At 73.0% G+C, this 17,527-nt stretch carries 20 protein-coding genes; 16 read left to right on the forward strand and 4 right to left on the reverse strand.

All coding sequences use genetic code 11. From position 1 onward, the window contains the following. Window positions 1-107: 107 nt before the first annotated feature. Both AAHG03_RS10540 and AAHG03_RS10545 read right to left on the reverse strand, forming a co-directional pair. Window positions 108-779, reverse strand: coding sequence for a response regulator transcription factor (locus AAHG03_RS10540; protein ID WP_342150598.1), 672 nt, complete (start codon window positions 777-779; stop codon window positions 108-110). Window positions 780-965: 186 nt separating this feature from the next. Then, on the reverse strand, window positions 966-1,265 hold the full coding sequence (locus tag AAHG03_RS10545) for a PepSY domain-containing protein (protein WP_342150599.1): 300 nt from the start codon (window positions 1,263-1,265) through the stop codon (window positions 966-968). Between the two features lie 189 nt (window positions 1,266-1,454). Between AAHG03_RS10545 and AAHG03_RS10550 the strand changes: the two genes are divergently transcribed. From AAHG03_RS10550 to AAHG03_RS10565, 4 genes are all read left to right on the forward strand, one after another. Then, window positions 1,455-2,117, forward strand: a complete 663-nt coding sequence (locus AAHG03_RS10550) for a thermonuclease family protein (protein WP_342150600.1) — start codon at window positions 1,455-1,457, stop codon at window positions 2,115-2,117. Window positions 2,118-2,295: 178 nt separating this feature from the next. Further along, complete coding sequence (locus AAHG03_RS10555) at window positions 2,296-2,454, forward strand: hypothetical protein (protein ID WP_342150602.1); 159 nt, start codon at window positions 2,296-2,298, stop codon at window positions 2,452-2,454. 59 nt (window positions 2,455-2,513) lie between these two features. Next, a complete protein-coding gene (locus tag AAHG03_RS10560; protein WP_342150603.1) occupies window positions 2,514-2,636 on the forward strand; it encodes a hypothetical protein in 123 nt (40 codons plus the stop codon). Window positions 2,637-2,720: 84 nt separating this feature from the next. Further along, entirely contained in the window at window positions 2,721-5,717 is a 2,997-nt protein-coding gene (locus AAHG03_RS10565; protein ID WP_342150604.1) for an AMP-binding protein, read from the forward strand. A 1-nt stretch (window position 5,718) separates the two neighbouring features. Here the strand turns inward: AAHG03_RS10565 and AAHG03_RS10570 are convergent, their stop codons facing one another. After that, the gene (locus AAHG03_RS10570) at window positions 5,719-5,928 is read right to left on the reverse strand and encodes a hypothetical protein (protein WP_342150606.1); all 210 of its coding nucleotides are present in this window, start codon (window positions 5,926-5,928) and stop codon (window positions 5,719-5,721) included. Between the two features lie 134 nt (window positions 5,929-6,062). Further along, window positions 6,063-8,327: a xanthine dehydrogenase family protein molybdopterin-binding subunit gene (locus AAHG03_RS10575; RefSeq protein ID WP_342150608.1), complete on the reverse strand. Its 2,265-nt coding sequence runs from the start codon at window positions 8,325-8,327 to the stop codon at window positions 6,063-6,065. A 147-nt stretch (window positions 8,328-8,474) separates the two neighbouring features. On the opposite strand from AAHG03_RS10575, the gene AAHG03_RS10580 reads away from it, so the two are divergent. From AAHG03_RS10580 to AAHG03_RS10635, 12 genes are all read left to right on the forward strand, one after another. Then, window positions 8,475-8,717, forward strand: a complete 243-nt coding sequence (locus AAHG03_RS10580) for a hypothetical protein (RefSeq protein ID WP_342150610.1) — start codon at window positions 8,475-8,477, stop codon at window positions 8,715-8,717. Between the two features lie 6 nt (window positions 8,718-8,723). Continuing rightward, window positions 8,724-9,080 carry an MmcQ/YjbR family DNA-binding protein gene (locus AAHG03_RS10585; RefSeq protein WP_342150612.1) on the forward strand — a complete coding sequence of 119 codons (357 nt, stop codon included), beginning with the start codon at window positions 8,724-8,726 and terminating at the stop codon, window positions 9,078-9,080. Between the two features lie 65 nt (window positions 9,081-9,145). Beyond that, complete coding sequence (locus AAHG03_RS10590) at window positions 9,146-9,283, forward strand: hypothetical protein (RefSeq protein ID WP_342150614.1); 138 nt, start codon at window positions 9,146-9,148, stop codon at window positions 9,281-9,283. A gap of 5 nt (window positions 9,284-9,288) precedes the next feature. Beyond that, window positions 9,289-9,594, forward strand: coding sequence for a hypothetical protein (locus tag AAHG03_RS10595; protein ID WP_342150615.1), 306 nt, complete (start codon window positions 9,289-9,291; stop codon window positions 9,592-9,594). After that, the gene (locus tag AAHG03_RS10600) at window positions 9,591-9,827 is read left to right on the forward strand and encodes a hypothetical protein (protein ID WP_342150616.1); all 237 of its coding nucleotides are present in this window, start codon (window positions 9,591-9,593) and stop codon (window positions 9,825-9,827) included. Before AAHG03_RS10595 ends, AAHG03_RS10600 begins: the two co-directional genes overlap by 4 nt. A 4-nt stretch (window positions 9,828-9,831) precedes the next feature. Continuing rightward, the gene (locus AAHG03_RS10605) at window positions 9,832-10,050 is read left to right on the forward strand and encodes a hypothetical protein (RefSeq protein WP_342150617.1); all 219 of its coding nucleotides are present in this window, start codon (window positions 9,832-9,834) and stop codon (window positions 10,048-10,050) included. A 168-nt stretch (window positions 10,051-10,218) separates the two neighbouring features. Further along, window positions 10,219-11,907 (forward strand): circadian clock protein KaiC, encoded by a 1,689-nt coding sequence (gene kaiC, locus AAHG03_RS10610; protein ID WP_342150618.1) that lies wholly within the window; start codon window positions 10,219-10,221, stop codon window positions 11,905-11,907. Between the two features lie 2 nt (window positions 11,908-11,909). Further along, complete coding sequence (locus AAHG03_RS10615) at window positions 11,910-12,281, forward strand: circadian clock KaiB family protein (RefSeq protein WP_342150619.1); 372 nt, start codon at window positions 11,910-11,912, stop codon at window positions 12,279-12,281. After that, a complete protein-coding gene (locus tag AAHG03_RS10620) occupies window positions 12,278-12,631 on the forward strand; it encodes a circadian clock KaiB family protein (RefSeq protein WP_342150620.1) in 354 nt (117 codons plus the stop codon). The genes AAHG03_RS10615 and AAHG03_RS10620 overlap by 4 nt, the downstream gene beginning before the upstream one ends. After that, a complete protein-coding gene (locus AAHG03_RS10625; RefSeq protein ID WP_342150621.1) occupies window positions 12,624-14,360 on the forward strand; it encodes an ATP-binding protein in 1,737 nt (578 codons plus the stop codon). Before AAHG03_RS10620 ends, AAHG03_RS10625 begins: the two co-directional genes overlap by 8 nt. A 304-nt stretch (window positions 14,361-14,664) precedes the next feature. Then, window positions 14,665-16,077, forward strand: coding sequence for a threonine synthase (gene thrC / locus AAHG03_RS10630; RefSeq protein WP_342150622.1), 1,413 nt, complete (start codon window positions 14,665-14,667; stop codon window positions 16,075-16,077). Between the two features lie 6 nt (window positions 16,078-16,083). Further along, window positions 16,084-17,379 carry a M16 family metallopeptidase gene (locus AAHG03_RS10635; protein ID WP_342150623.1) on the forward strand — a complete coding sequence of 432 codons (1,296 nt, stop codon included), beginning with the start codon at window positions 16,084-16,086 and terminating at the stop codon, window positions 17,377-17,379. Window positions 17,380-17,527 lie beyond the last annotated feature (148 nt).

Here is a 17,527-nt window from a genome sequence, read left to right on the forward strand (position 1 = left end):
GAAGTGCACCGCCCCCGACCTTCGGTCGGGATCGGTGCGCCCGGCGGACGCCCGCCGCCCCGCATTTGCGGGGGCGATCGACGACGAAGAGTCGTCGCCGACCGGGTTCACGCGCCCTCCGGGTCGGCGGGCACGAGGTAGCCGTGGCCGCGCCGCGTCTCGACCACGCCGGGGCCGAGCTTGCGCCGGAGCCGGGTCAGCAGGGCCTCCAGCGCGTTGGCCTCGCGGTCGCTGTCGCTGCCGTGGAGATGGTCCAGGAGTTCGCCCGCGGGCACGACCTGCCCCTGGCGGTGCATCAGGAAGGCGAGCAGGCGGTATTCGAGCGCCGTCAGGTCGATCTCGCGGCCCTCGATCGAGACCGCGCGGGTGCGGGTGTCGAGTTCGACCTCGCCCGCCCGCAGCACCGGCGAGGCGTGGCCGGCGGTGCGGCGCAGGATCGCGCGCAGCCGCGCCACCAGCTCCTCCATCCGGAACGGCTTCTGCAGGTAGTCGTCGGCGCCCGCGTCGATCCCCTCGACGCGCTCGCGCCAGCCGTCGCGGGCGGTGAGGATCAGGACGGGCAGCCGCACGCCGGCCCCGCGCAGGCGGCGCAGCACGCCGAGCCCGTCGAGCCGCGGTAGACCGAGATCGAGCACCATCGCGTCGTAGGTCTCGGTCTCGGCCTTGAACCACGCCGCCTCGCCGTCGCCGACGCTCTCGGCGACGTAGCCGGCCCGCTCCAACCCGGCCCGCAGGTCCGCGGCGATGCGCGGCTCGTCCTCGACGATCAGGATGCGCATGGGGGGATTCCGGTGGGGGAGGAGCGGTTATCGTAAGCCGCTTGGGCGGCAGGAGTGCGCGCCTCTCCTCCCCCTTGCGGGGAGGAGCTGGAGGTGGGGGTGGTGCAGATTGAGGCGTGAGCGGTGCCTCCTGCACGACCCCCACCCCTGACCCCTCCCCGCAAGGGGGAGGGGAACGCGCCCGGCTCAATCGTCGTCGTCATCGTCGATGACCTTGAGGGAGCCGGCGTCGATCTTCACGTCGCGGCGGCGCCCGTCCGCGGAGAGGATGCGCAGCTTGTAGAACCAGCGCCCGTCGTCGCGCTTGAGATCGACCGCGACCACGTCGCCCGGCACGGCGGACTTGGCGGCGGCGAGCACGGCGTCGAGGGGGCGGATCTCGCCCCGCTCTAGGGCGGCCCGCGCCCGCTCGCCGTCGCTGTCGGCGTGCGCTGGCGTGCCTGCGAGCAGCAGGGCGATCAGGAGGAGGCGGAGGGGGCGCGGCATGACGGAGTGTCCGGGACCGGGGAGGGATGCCCGAATCCCGCTGACGCGAGGCTGACGGGCGGCGTCAGGCCGGCGCGGGGGCCCGCCTGCGAGAAGGCGGCACAGACGGCACAGACGGCACAGACGGCACAGACGGCGCACCGGCCCCGGCCGGGCCGCCCGCCACCCCTCTCGCGAAAGAGCCATCCGATGTCCCTCACCGCCACGATCGCCCTGCTCTACGCCGCCTGCCTCGTCGGCGCCATCGCCAGCCCGGCCGTTGCCAAACCGACGGCGCCCCAGCCCGCGCGCCGCCGCCCCTGGCGCGCCCCGGTGGTGCTGGGCCTGCCGCTCGCCGCGCTCATGCTCGGCGCCCCGGTCCGGCCGGCCCAGGCCGGCGAGGCCGCGACCCGGATCGCCGCCCTCGCCGCCCCCGTCGTCAGGCTGGACGCTGCGCTCGCCGGCCCGGCCACGGTGATCGACGGCGCCACCCTCGCGCTCGGCGGGCGGCGGGTGCGGCTGCACGGCATCGCGGCGCCGGGTCTCGACCAGACCTGCTTCGACGCGGGGGAGCGCGGCTACCCCTGCGGGCGCGTCGCCGCCGAGGCGCTCGCCGCCCGGATCGGTGACGCGGCGATCACCTGTGAGGCGCAAGGGACGGCGGAGGACGGGGCCCCCCGCGCCCGCTGCCGCCTCGGCGGCGACGACCTCGCCGCCTGGCTCGTCGAGAACGGCTACGCGGTGGCCGACCGGGGCGTCTCGGCCGACTACGCGGCGCAGGACGCGCGCGCCTGGGGCCGCCGCCGCGGCCTGTGGGCCGGCGTGTTCGATCTGCCGACGAAGGCGGCGCGGACCGCGACCGCCGGGCTGTGACGCGGATCGACCCCGCCGCCGGTGCCCGCAACGGTTGGGCCGAGCCGCGGTCCGACTCCGCCCAGGGTGTGTCGCTGGGGCGACATCGGGTCGGATTCGGCCGCGGGGCGCGGGCACGAGGTTGATTTCGCCCGTGTCCGCCCCGATGCTCGCCGCTCCCTCATTCAGGAGAGCGAGCATGACCACGCGCGTCCAGATGGAAACGATCCACGGTGAAGGCGTCAACCGCCTCCAGCCGGAGACGATCAACGGCGAAGGTCCCGGCATTCCGGGCGGTATTCGCTCGCCGATGTCGTCGCTGCCGCCGATCCCGAAGGTCGTCGTCGTCCGCCTGTGAGACGTCCGGGCGCGCCCGTCCGCGGCGCGCCGACTCCCCCGCCCGATCAGGAGAACGGCATGAACATCCGCTGCCAGATGGAGACGCTCGGTGCCGAGGGTCCGCCCCCGCCGCCTTCGCCGGCCTTCGACGCCACCTCCGGCCTTCCGCCGATCCCGAAGGTCGCCGTCATCCGCCTCTGAGGCCGGCGTCCTGATCTCGCGCCTCGCAGCCCGCTGCCGGACCCTGTAAGGGTCGGGCGCATCGCAGCAGGCGTTTTCGAGATCATGGACCAACGTGACGAGACCCCTCCGCGCGCCCTCGCCCGCGGCGGGGCGCTGACCCGTGACCCGGCGCTGCCGCCGACCCTGCTCGGCGTCGTCGCAGCGCAGATCGCGCGCGCGCCCGAGCGGCGGATCTGGTCGATGTCCGCCGCCGGGCCTTTTCCGTCGCGGACGCACGGGGCGCTGTGGGTGCGCTCCGCCCATCTCGCGACCGCCCTCGCCGCGTCAGGCGCCGGGCCGGACCGCCCGGTCGTCCTGCTGATCCGCGGCGTCCTCGATTTCGTCCCCGCCTTCTGGGCCGGCCTGCGGGTGGGCGCCACGCTGGTGCCGCTGACCGGGCAGGCCGGATCGCGCGAACTCGGCCGCGACGACGCCCCCTTACGCGCGGCCCTGGCGCGGCTCGACGCGCCGGTCGTCCTCCACGACGACGGCTTCGCCGACTGGGCCGCGGCGGCGCCGGAGAGCGGCGCGCTGCCCGCCGGCACGACCCTCCTGCAACTCGATGCCTGCGAGGCCGAGGCTCCCTTCACGGAGGAGCGCCCTTGCGCCGAGCCGTGCTGCCTCGTCGCCACCTCGGGCTCGACCGGGCAGCTCAAGCTCGTCGCCCTGAGCCAGGAGACGATCCTCAACCGCTTCCATCAGGCGCGGCCGAAATCGCCGGTCCCGGTGGTCTACCTGTCGAGCCTGCCCATCGACGGCATCAGCGGCATCGCCGTCGCGTTCCACATGAACCGCGAGGTCGTCCACGTCGATCTCGCCGACTTCGCGACCCAGCCGCTGCGGGTGCTCGACGCGATGGAGACCCTGGGGGTCACCCACGGACTGATGACGAGTTCGCTCGCCGCCTACCTGCTGAAGGCGGCCGAGGGGGGCGCCGAGCGCCGCTGGAATCTCGGCGCGCTCCAGTCGATGGGGTTCGGGGCCGAGCCCGTGGTGCCGGCGGTGATGCGGCGCCTACGCGCGCTGTTCGCCCGCCACGGCGCCCCGCATGCCCCGCTCTCCGCCGGCTACGGCACCACCGAGACCGGTGCCCTGATGGCGGGGGCCGAGCAGGGCCTGGGCCCGCCTTCCGCCGATGCCGACCCGGCCGATCTCGGGCCGCCCGCCCCCGGCGTGGCCTTGCGCGTGGTCGATCCCGCGGGCGCTGTCGTGGCGGAAGGGGAACTCGGCGAGGTCGAGGCCCTGTGCCCGCAGACCCTGTTCTCCGGCTACCGGGGCGAGCCCGAGGCGACGCGGGCGGCCTTCACCGCCGACGGCTGGTACCGCACGGGCGATCTCGGCATCATGGCCGGCGGGCGCCTGACGCTGCACGGCCGCGCCAAGGACGTGCTCATCACCAACGGCCGCAAGCTGTCGCTGGCCGAGATCGACGCCGCGCTCCAGGCCGGGCTCGACCTCGCGGTGCGGGCCCATGCCTGCGCCGTCCACTGGCCCGGCGAGGAGAGCGAGCGCCTCGTCGTCGTGCTCGCCGCGGAGGCCGGGGCCGTCCATCTGGAGCTGGTCGCCGCCGAGGCCGCGGCCATCGTCGGCCGCCGCTTCGGCCTCGCGCCGGGGCGGGTCGTCGCCGTGGAGCCCGACGCGATCCCTCTCACGGGGGCCGGCAAGATCCGCCGCCGCGCGCTGGCCGACGACATCCGGGCCGGCCGCCTCGGCACCGTGCTGCGCCACCGGGCGGCGCGCCCGGACACGCCCGAGGCGGCCCCGCCCGCCGAGCAGGGCGTCCCGGCGATCTGGCGCGCGGTGCTGGCGATCGAGGGGCCGCTCGACGCAGGCGCCAACTTCTTCGATCTCGGCGGCGATTCCTTACGCGCGCTGGCGCTCGCCACCCGCATCGGCGAGGCCTACGGCGGCTGGATCGCCCCGGAGGCGTTCTTCGCCGACCCGACGCTCGCGACCCTGGTGCGGCTGGTGTCCAAGATCGGCGCGGCGCCCGCGGGTCCGGTCGCGCCCGATGCGGCGGACCCCTCGGCCCCCCTGCCCTGGCCGCTGCCGGACGACCTGCGCAGCCGCCAACTTAGCCTGATGGAGACCTGGGCCGGCACCCGCCCGACCCGCGACCGGCTGGTGGCGGGCCTCAACGTCGCGGGCGGGCGCCCGCCGCTGTTCTGGGTGTTCCAGGTCGAGAGGGAGTTCCGCCAGCTCGCCCGGCATCTCGGGCCGGATCAGCCGCTCTACGGCTTCCGCTCCGGCAGCGGGGTGATCCGGTACGACGAGGACGAGATCCAGCGACTCGCCCTGCGCTACGTCCACGAGATCGTCGAGACCTGCCCCGAGGGGCCGGTCTTGCTCGGCGGCAACTGCCAGGGCGCCCTCATCGCCCAGCCGGTGGCCCAGCACCTGCTGCGGCGCGGGCGCCACGTGCCGCTGCTGGTGCTGATGGAATGGGGGTTCGCGCCCCAGCCCTATGGCGGGCGGGTGATCCATCTCTACGGCCGCGACAGCCTCGCCCGCCATCCCGACCACCGCTACCGCGATCCGGAGCGGATGTGGCGGCGCCTGTATCGGGACCATCGCCGGGCCGAGATTCCCGGCGCGCACGCCCAGTTCTTCCGCGACGAGAATGTCGGGGCGCTCGCCGAGACCCTCACCGAGGCCATGGCCCGGGCGCTGGCCGAGCCGCCGCTGGTGCCGGTGCGCGACGCCTACCGGGTGGACCTCGCGGTGGCCGATCCGCCCGCGCGGATGGCCCCCGGCGAGAGCCGCACCCTGGCGGTCAAGCTGCGCAATGCCGGCCCCTTCACGTGGGACGGTGAGGCGTTCGGCCTGTCCTTGCGCAGCGTCTGGGTCGGGGGGAACGGCGAGCCCGTCGCCGTAGCGCGCGGCATCGATCTACCGCTGCCGCTGCGGGCCGGGGGGGAGATCGATCTGAGCCTCGCCGTCACTGCCCCCGAGGCGCCCGGCGCCTACGATCTCGTCATCGACCTCGCCGACGAGGGCTGGACCTGGGCCCCGCTCGCCCCGACGCCCGCCTTCCGGCAGGCGGTGACGGTCGCGCCCTGAATCAGGCGGCCTTGCCGTTCCGCTTGCCGTCGCCGGTCGCGGCGCGCACGTCGGCGGGTTTGGGCTCGTAGGCGCACCACAGGCACTGGCCCCGCTCGGCCGCCTTGGGGTCGTTGCGCTGGGAGCAGACCGGACAGATCGTCAGCACGATCCGCTGGCCGCGCACATAGGCGAGGCCGCGGCCCAGGAAGGTGACGGCACCTTGGGGCATGGAATCGATTCGGTTGTGGGCGGAAGCAGTGCCCGCTCCTTACCGGATCGCAACGCCAAGACGACTCGCCCGGACGGCATGGGCCGGACGCGCGGCAAGCATAGCCGGCTCGCAAGGCCCGGCGTCGCCCCCGCCTACGGCAGATGCTCGGCCCGGATCGGCAGGCGGCGCAGGCGCCGCCCGGTGGCGTGGTGGACCGCGTTGGCGATGGCCGCGTTGACGCCGATGATGCCGAGTTCGCCGAGACCTTTCAGGCCGAGCGGGTTCACCGCCGCGTCCGGGTCCGGCACCAGCACGGCCTCGACGCGGGGCGCGTCGGCGGCGGTGGCGACCAGATACTCGGCCAGATCGTCGTTGCGGTAGCGCCCGCGGTCCAGCACGGTCTCTTCGAGAAGCGCCGAGCCGAGGCCCCAGATCATGCCGCCGGTGAGTTGGCTGCGGGCGGTCAGCGGGTTGAGCACCCGCCCCGCCGCGAAGGCGCCGGTGAGGCGCGGGACACGGATCTCGCCCGTCTCCGCGTGGACATGCACCTCGGCGAACTGCGCCCCGAATGCCCAGGCGAGCGTCCCGCCCCTCCCCCCGGTCCCGAGCGCCATCTTGCCGGTGCGCACCTGATCGAGCGCCTCGGGCCCGGCGCCCTCGGGCGTGTACTCGGCCAGCGTCTCGACCGCGCCGCCGCAGAGCGCCACGGCTTGCATGAGCGGCAGGGCGCGCCCGTCCGGCGCGTGCAGCCGGCCCCCGTCGCAATGCAGGGCGGCGGGATCGGCACCCGCGAGCGGCCCGGCCGTCGCGGCCTGCGCGAGGCGCGCCCGCACCTGATCGCAGCCGAGCCGGAGCGTGTGCATCAGGCTCGTGGTGGTGGAGGAGCCGCCCGACAGGCCGGCTGCCGGCAACGCCGTGTCGCCGAGGCGGATTTCGACCCGCTCGACCGCGACGCCCAGCCATTCCGCCGCGCCCATCGCCAGCAGGGTCGCGATGCCGTTGCCGATCTCGTGATGCGCCGTCTCGACCCGCGCCGAGCCGTCCGCGTCGAGGCGCACCCGCATCGTCGCGGGCGCGGTCTTGACCGGGCGCACGGAGGCCGCGCAGCCGAGCCCGACCCGCCACGGCCCCTCCCGCATCGAACCGGGCGTCGGCACCCGCCGCCCCCAGTCGAAGGCCCGCGCGCCGGCGTCGAAACAGGCCATCAGCGGCCGGCTGGAGAAGGCTTTTCCCGCAATCGGCTCGTGACTTGTGTCGTTGCGCCGCCGCAGCTCGATCGGGTCGAGCCCGAGCGCCTCGGCCATCTCGTCCACCGCGCTTTCTAGGGCGAACAGGTAGGGCACTTCCGGCGGCGCCCGCATCGGCCCCGGCGTGTTGCGATCGACCCGCGCCGCCCGCTCGTCCGTGCGGATCGCCGGGCAGGCATAGAGCCGCGCGGTCACGTCGGTGCCCTCCATGGCGAAGGGATCGAAGCGCGAGGCGATCACGTCGGCCTCGTGGGTGAGCGCCGCGAAGCGCCCGTCGCGACCCGCGGCGAGGCGGATGGCGTGCCGGGTCTCGGGCCGGTAGTTGGCGATGGTGAAGCATTGCCGCCGGGTCGGCACCAGCGAGACCGGCCGCCCGAGGCGGCGCGCCGCCAAGGCCACCGCGGCGGTGTGCTGGGAGAGCGCGAATTTCGAGCCGAAATGCCCGCCGATCGGGCCCGACACCACGCGGATGTCGGCGGCCTCCATCCCGAGCTGCGCGGCGAGCCCGTGGCGCACGGCTTCCACATAGCGGGTCGGCTCGTGGACGGTCAGCCGCCCGCCCTCCCAAAGGCTGGCCGTGGTGAACAGCTCCATCGGGTTGTGGTGCTGGATCGGCGTCGCGTAGCGGGCCGCGATCCGCACCGGCGCGGCCGCGAACGCGGCGTCCGCGTCGCCCACCGACGGGTCGTGATGGTCGGATTTCAGGTCGGCGAGGCGCACGGTCTCGGCGCCCGGATCGTCGAAGCTCCCCGCGAAAGGTTTTTCCGAGTAGCTCACCCGCACCGCCGCGGCGGCGGCGTGGGCGGCCTCCGTGGTCTCGGCGACGACGAGCGCCACGATCTGCCCGGCATAGGCGATTTTTTCCGAGCCGAGCGGCACATGCGAGCTGTTGGCGTGCCCGCCCGCCATCAGATGCGCCACCGGACGGATCGCGCCCGCGAAGTCGCGATGGGTGAAGATCGCGAGTACGCCCGGCACGGCGCGGGCCGCCTCGAGATCGAATCCGCGGATCGTCCCACGCACGATCGCGCTGGTGACGAGCGCCGCGTGGGCGACGTTCGCGAGCGGGACGTCCGAGGCGTAGCGCGCCGCGCCCGTCACCTTGGCCCGGCCGTCGATCCGGGCGTGCGGGCGCCCGAGCGGGCCGTTCGTCGCGTGCGTGTCCGGCATCCTCGGCCTCATCCGGTTCCGCTCGGGCAACCGGGGCCCACGCCGGCCGGTTGCCGCGCGAAAACCGCACGGGGGCCCCTCGGGCGCACCATCGGCCCGGCCCGCGCGTTGTCGGCGCGAGCCTGAGACAAAGAAGCAGGAGCCGTCATGTCGAAGCTGTTCATCGCGAAGGTCCGCGGGGCCGGGGGCGAGCGCCCCCTGATCACGGTGCGGGCGGCGGCCGAGGGCGAGGCCCGGCTGTTCGTCGAGGCCGCCTATCCCGAGGACGAGGTGCTGGAGGTGACCGAGCCCGGCGAGTGGGTCAGCGACGCCGACACCGGCTCTCGCTCCGGCGACGTGCGCGAGCATGCGGGCGTCGCGTGGCAGGCGCCCGCCGCGCGGGCGGAGTAACCCTCCATGTCCTGCCTGCCCGAGGACGTGCGGGCGCTCGCCCTGATGCTGCCGGAGGTCGTCGAGGGTGCGCATCAGGGCCATCCCGATTTCCGGGTCGGCGGGCGCATCTTCGCGACTCTCTGGACCGAGGAGGAGCGCGTGGTGCTGCGCCTCACCCCGGAGGCGCAGGCCGAAGCGGTCGAGGCCGAGCCCGACGCCTGCGCCCCGGCCCCCGGCAATTGGGGCGAGCGCGGCTGGACCAGTCTCGATCTCTATGGCGTCGAGGAAGAATTCCTGCGCGCCGGGCTGCTGGCGGCGTGGCGGGCCACGGCGCCCCCTGCCCTGATCGCCCGCACGGCGGCTTTGGCACTCGATCCGTGATCCCCGGCCACGGAACCGCCGTGGCGGATGCCGGCTTGATCCCGACAGATTGGAAGGAGAATCCGGTGACGCGATCCGACAGCCCCAAGCCCGGCGACGACCACGAGAAGGACCGCGACCAGCAATCCCAGACCCCCACGCAATCCCCCGCCGAGCCGATACCGGAGGAGGATCTGGAGCAGGTCGAGGAGCAGCCGAGCTGACGCCGATGTCCGAGCCGGACGAACGGGTGGCCGACGAGATCGCCCGGCTCGGCCTTCTGGCCGGGCTGATGGAGGTCGCGATCGGCCGTCTGTTCGAGACGGCGCAGAGCGGCGCCGAGGCCAAGCGTCTGTTCGTGGAGGACGTCCGGCGGCTCCTCGCCGACACGGGCGAGGTGCAGGCCCACTCGCCCGCGATCCGAACCTACGAGGCGCTGCTGCGGCGCCTCGGGGCGACGGAATCCGGAGACGGGGCGCTCGGCGTGGTGCCGACGCCGGAGCAGGGCCTGCCGCCCGCGGGCGCCGGGGTATGAGCCAGGGGGATTTGATTTTGGACGAGACGGGCACGGACGACGCACCGAAACGCGCCGGCATCCTCACCTTTCCGCCGGAGGTGGTGGCGGCCCTCGACGAACACTGCGCGGTCGAGCGCCTGCCCCGCGACAAGGCGATCTGCGAGATCGTCGCCGAATATCTGCGGCTCAAGGGCTATCTGCGCGTGAAGCCCGCCTATCTCTGCCGCGAGCCTTCCGAGAACGCGGGCTGAGACGATGGCGACCTCGTTCAAGGGCCTCTGGCTCGTCCCCCCGAAGCAGCCCCGCCCGAGCCATGTCCGCGTCGCGGATGCCGAGGGCGGCGAGGCGACCCTGACCCTCGACGAATACGAGGCCCGCGCCGGCCAGCCGCCTTGGCAGAGCCTGCCCTGGCAGGGCGAGCCCGGGCCGCTGCCGGACGACGGCGACAAGCACGGGCCAGAGATCAGCCTGTAGGGAGGTCGGCCTGTCGCCGAAGGCCCGGGCTGCGTAGGCGCCCCGCCTTGCCAATCGAAGCGTGGCTGAAGTACGAGCCGCGGTTCCGATGTCCGTCGAAGTGCCTGCCGCCGGTAAGTGATCGCTTCCCGGCGACTGTGTCGACCGCACCCAGCCCGAGGCCCTGCGATGAACGAGCCTCCGGCCGATCCCCACCCGGCCCTGCCCAAGGCGCCGACCGGCATCGAGGGCTTCGACGCGGTCACCTTCGGCGGCCTGCCCGCGGGCCGGCCCTCCCTGGTCTGCGGCTCGGCGGGCTGCGGCAAGACGCTGTTCGCCACCACCTTCCTCGTGAACGGCGCGACGCTCTACGGCGAGCCCGGCGTGTTCATGAGCTTCGAGGAGCGCGCCGAAGACCTCGTCGCCAACGTCGCCTCGCTGGGCTACGACCTCGACGGCCTCATCGCGGATCGCAAGATCGCCATCGACCCTGTCCGGGTCGAGCGCTCCGAGATCGAGGAGACCGGCGATTACGACCTCGAAGGCCTGTTCATCCGCCTCGGCTTCGCCGTCGATTCGATCGGCGCCAAGCGCATCGTCCTCGACACCATCGAGACCCTGTTTTCCGGCTTTTCCGACGAGGCGGTGCTGCGCGCCGAACTCCGCCGCCTGTTCGGCTGGATCAAGGATCGCGGGCTCACCGCCATCATCACCGGCGAGCGCGGCGCGGGCGCGCTCACCCGCCAGGGGCTGGAGGAATACGTCTCCGACTGCGTGGTGCTGCTCGACAACCGGGTCGAGGACCAGATCACCACGCGCCGCCTGCGGGTGGTGAAGTACCGCGGCTCCGCTCACGGCACCAACGAGTACCCGTTCCTGATCGATGCCGAGGGCATCAGCGTCCTGCCGGTCACCTCGGCCGACCTCGACTATCCGGTCTCCGACGCCGTGCTCGGCACCGGCATTGCCGGCCTCGACGCCATGCTGGGTGCCGGCGGCTTCTATCGCGGCTCCGGCATCCTGATCTCGGGCGAGGCCGGCACCGGCAAGACCATGGTCTGCGCCAGCATCGTCGATGCGGCCTGCGCGCGGGGCGAGCGTTGCCTCGCCTTCGTGTTCGAGGAAAGCGGCGCGCAGATCCTGCGCAACGCCCGCTCCGTCGGCCTCGATCTCGCCCGCCACGTCGAATCCGGCCTGCTGCGCTACGAGGCGGCGCGCCCGAGCCTCTACGGGCTGGAGATGCATCTCGCCCGGATGCAGCGCGACATCGACCGCTTCCGGCCCGACCTCGTCGTGGTCGATCCGCTCTCGGCCCTGCGCGGCCCCGACGCCGAGTTGCAGGCGACGGTTCTGCGCATGGCCGACCTGCTCAAGGGACGCGGCATCACCGCCGTGTTCACGAGCCTGCGCCCGGACGGCGGGCTCGGGAGCCACGGCGATCTCGGCCTGTCCTCGCTGATGGATGCCTGGATCAAGCTCCTCAACGTCGAGGCCAATGGCGAGCGCTCCCGCACGCTCTACGTCATCAAGGCGCGGGGCATGCGCCACTCGAATCAGGTGCGCGAGTTCACGATGTCGGGCAGCGGCCTGCATCTGGTCGATGCCTATATCGGCCCGGCCGGCGTGCTGACCGGGACGGCGCGGGCGGTGCAGGAGGCGGAGGAAGCGGCGCAAGCGCTCCGCCGCGCCCAGGAGAACCGCCGCCGCCAGCGCGAGGCCGAGCGCCGCCGCCGCTCGCTGGAGCGGCAGATCGAGGAATTGCGCGCCGACCTCGAAGCGGTGTCCGGCGAAGAGGCGATCCTGCGCGACGAGGACGCGCGGCGCGAGGCGGCCCTAGAGAGCGAGCGTGACGCCCGCGCCGTCCGCCGGGGAGGCTGAGGATGAGCGAGACCGAGATTCCCCCGTCCGACTTGCCCGAGGACGGCCGCTACCGCCTGCGCCTCTACGTCGCCGGCCAGACCGCGAAGTCCCTCGCCGCGATGACGAACCTCAAGCGCTTCTGCGAGGAGCACCTCGCCGGCCGCTACGAGATCGAGGTGGTCGATCTGATGCAGAACCCGCAGCTCGCCGCGGGCGACCAGATCCTGGCGATCCCGACCCTGGTGCGCCGCCTGCCCGCGCCGCTCAAGCGCATCATCGGCGACCTCTCCAACACCGAGAAGGTGCTGGTCGGCCTCGACATCCGGCCTGACCTCGACGCCCAGGCCGCAAGCCCTGCCGAGGCGGGCTTGCCGAAGGTGAAGCACCTGTGAGCGCCCCCGGCCGCATCCGCCTGCGCCTCTACGTCGCCGGCCCCTCGCCGCGCTCGGCGCGTACCATCGACAGCATCCGCCGCCTGTGCGAGGGGCCGCTCGCGGGCGGATGCGATCTGGAGATCGTCGATCTCTACCAGCAGCCGGGGCTGGCGGCGCAGGACGGCGTCGTCGCGGCGCCGACCCTGCTGCGTCTGAGCCCCCTGCCCGCCCGGCGCGTGTCGGGCGACCTCACCGACGAACGCCGCGTGCTGGCGACCCTCGGGCTCGACGCCGCCGGGGCGAGCCCGCTCCAGGCCGCCCAGCAGCAACAGCAGCAGGATTTGGGGATCGGAGGCGCCGATGCCTGAGCCCGACCCAGACGCCCGAATCCGCGAACTGGAAGCCCGGCTGGAAGAAGCCGAGGACACGCTCTCCGCGATCCGCCGGGGCGATTTCGACGCCGTGGTGGTCGAGGGGCCGTCGGGCGAGCGGCTGGTCTACACGCTCGAGAATGCCGACCGGCCCTACCGCGTGCTGATCGAGCAGATTCAGGAGGGCGCCTTCACCCTGGGGCCCGACGGCACGGTGCTCTACGGCAACCGGCGCTTTGCCGAGATGCTCGGCGTGCCGCAGGAACGCCTGACCGGCCAGCCGCTCGCCCGCTTCGTCGCCGAGGGCGAGGCGGCGGGGTTGGACGCGCTCCGGGAGGCTGCCGCCCGGGCGCCGGCCCGCGGCGAGCTGTGCCTGCGCGACGGCCACGGCGCCGAGCGCCCCGGCTACCTCTCGCTGAGCCGCCTGGAGAGCGGCGGCGCGCTGCTCTGCGGCGTGCTCACCGATCTCACCGCCGAGCGGGTGCGCCTGCGCGAACTCGCCGAGGCCAATGCCCGCCTGCGGGCCGAAGTCGCCGAGCGCGAGCGGATCGAGGAGGCCCTGCGCCAGTCGCAGAAGATGGAAGCCGTGGGCCAGCTGACGGGGGGCGTCGCCCACGACTTCAACAACTTGCTTACCGTCATCAAGTCCTCGACCGACCTGTTGAAGCGCCCCGACCTCCCCGAGGAGCGCCGCCGCCGCTACGTCGAGGCGATCTCCGACACGGTGGGCCGCGCCGCCAAGCTCACCGGCCAACTGCTCGCCTTCGCCCGGCGTCAGGCGCTCAAACCCGAAGTGTTCGATGCCGGCCGCGGCGTCGCCGCGGTCGCCGACATGGTCGGCACGCTGACGGGGGCGCGCATCAAGGTCACGACCCAGATCGATCCCTGTTTCGATGCCGCGGGCGCGCCCTATGCCTGCCTCGTCGAGGCCGATCCGAGCCAGTTCGACACCGCGCTCGTCAACATGGTGGTCAACGCCCGCGACGCCATGGACGGCGAGGGCACGCTGACGATCCGGGTCGGCCACGCCGACCGCATCCCGGCGCTCCGCACCCACCCGGAGGTGGTCGGCGACTTCGTGGCGGTGTCGATCACGGATAGCGGCTCCGGCATCGCGCCCGCCGACCTCAACCGCATCTTCGAGCCGTTCTTCACGACGAAGGGCGTCGGCCAGGGCACCGGCCTCGGACTGTCCCAGGTGTTCGGCTTCGCCAAGCAATCGGGCGGCGACATCGCCGTCGAGAGCGATCTGGGCCGGGGCACCACCTTCACCCTGTTCCTGCCCCGCGCCGGCATCGCTCCCACTCCGGCCGAGCCCGCGGACGAGCCCGAGCCGCTGGCGCCGGGCCACGGCACCTGCGTCCTCGTCGTCGAGGACAACCGCGAAGTCGGCGCCTTCGCCACGCAGGCGCTCGCGGAACTCGGCTACGGCACCGTCTGGGCCATGGACGCCGACCAGGCGCTGGCCGAACTGGAGCGCACGCCCGAGCGCTTCGACGTGGTCTTCACCGACGTGGTGATGCCCGGCATGAACGGCGTCGATCTCGCCCGCACGATCCAGGCGAAGCGGCCGGAGATGCCGGTGGTGCTCTCCTCGGGCTACAGCCACGTGCTGGCGGAAGACGGCCACCACGGCTTCCCGCTGCTGCACAAGCCGTATTCGGTCGAGGACCTGTCGCGGATTCTGCGGCGGGCGGCGCGGCGGAAGATGGCGCGGCGGGGGTGAGCGAGTGTCGTTCGGCAGGATGAGGCGCCTCTCCTCCCCCTTGCGGGGAGGAGGGAGGAGGTGGGGGTGGTGCAGAAGGCACCACAACGCCCCATCCTGCCCGACCCCCACCCCGGACTCCTCCCCACCCAGATCGGGCCTGCCCGATCTGGGCAAGCAAGGTGCGGATCTCGGGCAAGCCCGAGATCCGTGGGGAGGGGAACGCGCTCCTTCTTGATGCTTCGGCATCTCGAAAGAGATGCATGGCTCCGCTTCGACACGGCCGCCCGAAGGGTGTAAAGGGGCCGCCTTCCCGGAGGCCCCCTTGCTGCACGTCTCGACCCGCGGCGCCGCCGCGCCCTTGAGCTTTTCCGATGCCCTGCTCGCCGGGCTCGCCCGCGACGGCGGCCTCTACGTGCCGCAGAGCTGGCCGCAGATTTCCCGCGAGGAGATCGCGGGGTTTGCCGGGCAGCGCTACGCCGAGGTCGCCAAGCGCGTCCTGCGCCCGCTGATCGACGGCGAGATTCCCGACCGCGAACTCGATGAGATGATCGAGCTGGCCTATTCGGGCTTCCGCCATCCGGCGATCTGCCCGCTGGCGCAGCTCGACGACAACCTGTTCCTGCTCGAACTCTTCCACGGCCCGACGCTCGCCTTCAAGGACGTGGCGATGCAGCTGCTCGGGCGGCTGATGGACCACGTGCTGCGCAAGAAGGGCGCGCGCGCCACCATCGTCGGCGCGACCTCGGGCGATACCGGCTCGGCGGCGGTGGAGGCCTTCAAGGGCCTCGATCAGGTCGACGTGTTCATCCTGTTCCCGCACGGGCGCGTGTCGGAGGTGCAGCGCAAGCAGATGACCACGGTCAACGCGCCGAACGTCCACGCGCTCGCCGTCGACGGCAATTTCGACGATTGCCAGAACCTCGTGAAGGCGATGTTCCAGCACGCCGACTTCGCCGACGCGGTGAAGATGTCGGGCGTCAACTCGATCAACTGGGCGCGCGTCGCCGCGCAGACCGTCTACTACTTCACCGCCGCGGTGGCGCTCGGCGCGCCGCATCGCCCGGTGTCGTTCGCGGTGCCGACGGGCAATTTCGGCGACATCCTCGCCGGCTGGGTCGCCAAGAAGATGGGGCTCCCCATCGAGCGGCTGATGATCGGCACCAACGCCAACGACATCCTGGCCCGCACCCTCGAACACGGGTCGTACGAGCCCCGCGGCGTTCAGCCCACCACGTCGCCGTCGATGGACATCCAGATCTCCTCGAACTTCGAGCGGCTGCTGTTCGAGGCTCTGGGGCGCGACGCCTCCTCGCTCGGGCGCCTGATGGACGGCCTCAAGCAGTCCGGCGGCTTCTCGCTCAGCCCCGAGGTGCTGGCCACGGTGCGCGGTGAATTCGACGCCACCGCCGTCCCCGAGACCGAGGTCGCCGACGAGATCGCCGGCACCTTCCGCCGCACCGGCATGGTGCTCGATCCCCACAGCGCCATCGGCGTGCGCGCCGCCCGGCGCCTGCTGGAGAAGGACGCGCATACGCCCGTCGTCGCCCTCGCCACCGCGCATCCCGCGAAATTCCCGGATGCCGTCTCTCAGGCGACCGGGGCCGGGCGCCCGGCCCTGCCGCCGCATCTGGCCGACCTGATGGACCGGCCCGAGACGGTGGCGCGGCTGGCCAACGACCAGGGGCAGATCGAGCGCTACATCACCGAGCACGCCCGCATCACACGAGGCGACTGAGCCTGCATGAACCAGCATTTCTCGACCTTCGGCGCCTCCCCCGGCCTCACCATCACCCGGCTCGACAACGGGTTCACGGTGGCGAGCGAGACGATCCCCGGCGTCGCCACCGCGACCCTCGGGGTCTGGGTCGGGGCCGGCTCGCGGCACGAGCGGGCGGACGAGCACGGGCTCAGCCACCTCATCGAGCACATGGCGTTCAAGGGCACCGCGACGCGCTCGGCCCGCGCCATCGCCGAGGAGATCGAGAATGTCGGCGGCGAGATCAACGCCGCCACCAGCACCGAATCGACCAGCTACACCGCCCGGGTGCTCGGCGAGGACACCCGCGTCGCGCTGGACGTGCTCGGCGACATCCTGACGAATTCCGTGTTCGATGCCGGCGAACTCGCCCGCGAGAAGGGCGTGATCCTGCAGGAATACGCGGCCGTCGAGGACACCCCCGATGACGTGGTCTACGACGCCTTCATCGAGACGGCCTTCCCCGGCCAGCCGATCGGCCGCCCGATCCTGGGGCGCCCCGAGACCATCAACTCCTTCGACCGCGAGGCCATCGAAGCCTACATCGCCCGCGAATACGTGCCCGGCCGCATGGTGCTGGCCGCCGCGGGTGCGGTGGAGCATGCCGAGATCGTGGAGGCCGCCCAGCGGCATTTCGGCGGCCTCAAGCCCGTCGAGGCCCCGCCCGTGGTCGCGGGCGTCTACGGCGGCGGCGAGCGGCGCATGAGCAAGCGCCTGGAGCAGGCCAACCTCGTGCTCGGCCTGCCCGGCCTGTCCTTCCGCGACGACGGCTACTACGCCCTGCACCTGTTCTCGCAGATTTTGGGCGGCGGGCTGACCTCGCGGCTCTGGCACGAGGTGCGCGAGACCCGCGGCCTCGCCTACGAGATCCAGGCCTTCCACTGGCCGTTCGCCGATTGCGGCCTGTTCGGCATCGGCGCCGGCACCTCGGGCGCCGACCTGCCCGAACTCCTGGACGTCACCCTCGCGACCACCCGCGAGGCTGCCGAACAACTCGACGAGGCGGAGCTGGCCCGCGCCAAGGCGCAGCTCAAGGTCTCGCTTCTCTCCGCTTTGGAGACGCCGGGCGGGCGCATCGAGCGCAACGCCCGCCAGCTGCTCGCCTGGGGCCGGGTGATCCCGCCGGAGGAACTGATCGCCAAGGTCGATGCCGTCACCGTCGCGGACACCCGCGCCGCCGCCCGCACGCTCCTGGCCGGCGCGCCGACGCTCGCCGCCATCGGCCCGCTCAAAGGTCTGCCGCCGCTGGCGAAGGTCGCGGGGGCGCTGCGCGGCGCCTGACGACGGCTTTTTCGCCCACGGCAACGTGTGCGGGAAGACTCCGCGGTGGCGGGCGAACGCGCCCTGGGTTATGGCGCACTCCCCGCCGGACCGGCCGTAGAAGCGAGCCCCGAGTGTCGCGTTGCAAGAGTCGCGTTCCATGAGTCGC

Origin of the sequence: Methylorubrum subtropicum (genome assembly GCF_038442325.1) — a bacterium.
Taxonomy (GTDB): Bacteria; Pseudomonadota; Alphaproteobacteria; order Rhizobiales; family Beijerinckiaceae; genus Methylobacterium; species Methylobacterium subtropicum.

Excerpts from the sequence above, each read along its gene's own strand:
- AAHG03_RS10540 (WP_342150598.1), bottom strand. The coding sequence starts at position 779 with ATGCGCATCCTGATCGTCGAGGACGAGCCGCGCATCGCCGCGGACCTG.
- AAHG03_RS10545 (WP_342150599.1), bottom strand. The coding sequence starts at position 1,265 with ATGCCGCGCCCCCTCCGCCTCCTCCTGATCGCCCTGCTGCTCGCAGGC.
- AAHG03_RS10550 (WP_342150600.1), top strand. The coding sequence starts at position 1,455 with ATGTCCCTCACCGCCACGATCGCCCTGCTCTACGCCGCCTGCCTCGTC.
- AAHG03_RS10555 (WP_342150602.1), top strand. The coding sequence starts at position 2,296 with ATGACCACGCGCGTCCAGATGGAAACGATCCACGGTGAAGGCGTCAAC.
- AAHG03_RS10560 (WP_342150603.1), top strand. The coding sequence starts at position 2,514 with ATGAACATCCGCTGCCAGATGGAGACGCTCGGTGCCGAGGGTCCGCCC.
- AAHG03_RS10565 (WP_342150604.1), top strand. The coding sequence starts at position 2,721 with ATGGACCAACGTGACGAGACCCCTCCGCGCGCCCTCGCCCGCGGCGGG.
- AAHG03_RS10570 (WP_342150606.1), bottom strand. The coding sequence starts at position 5,928 with ATGCCCCAAGGTGCCGTCACCTTCCTGGGCCGCGGCCTCGCCTATGTG.
- AAHG03_RS10575 (WP_342150608.1), bottom strand. The coding sequence starts at position 8,327 with ATGCCGGACACGCACGCGACGAACGGCCCGCTCGGGCGCCCGCACGCC.
- AAHG03_RS10580 (WP_342150610.1), top strand. The coding sequence starts at position 8,475 with ATGTCGAAGCTGTTCATCGCGAAGGTCCGCGGGGCCGGGGGCGAGCGC.
- AAHG03_RS10585 (WP_342150612.1), top strand. The coding sequence starts at position 8,724 with ATGTCCTGCCTGCCCGAGGACGTGCGGGCGCTCGCCCTGATGCTGCCG.
- AAHG03_RS10595 (WP_342150615.1), top strand. The coding sequence starts at position 9,289 with ATGTCCGAGCCGGACGAACGGGTGGCCGACGAGATCGCCCGGCTCGGC.
- AAHG03_RS10600 (WP_342150616.1), top strand. The coding sequence starts at position 9,591 with ATGAGCCAGGGGGATTTGATTTTGGACGAGACGGGCACGGACGACGCA.
- AAHG03_RS10605 (WP_342150617.1), top strand. The coding sequence starts at position 9,832 with ATGGCGACCTCGTTCAAGGGCCTCTGGCTCGTCCCCCCGAAGCAGCCC.
- kaiC (WP_342150618.1), top strand. The coding sequence starts at position 10,219 with ATGAACGAGCCTCCGGCCGATCCCCACCCGGCCCTGCCCAAGGCGCCG.
- AAHG03_RS10615 (WP_342150619.1), top strand. The coding sequence starts at position 11,910 with ATGAGCGAGACCGAGATTCCCCCGTCCGACTTGCCCGAGGACGGCCGC.
- AAHG03_RS10625 (WP_342150621.1), top strand. The coding sequence starts at position 12,624 with ATGCCTGAGCCCGACCCAGACGCCCGAATCCGCGAACTGGAAGCCCGG.
- AAHG03_RS10635 (WP_342150623.1), top strand. The coding sequence starts at position 16,084 with ATGAACCAGCATTTCTCGACCTTCGGCGCCTCCCCCGGCCTCACCATC.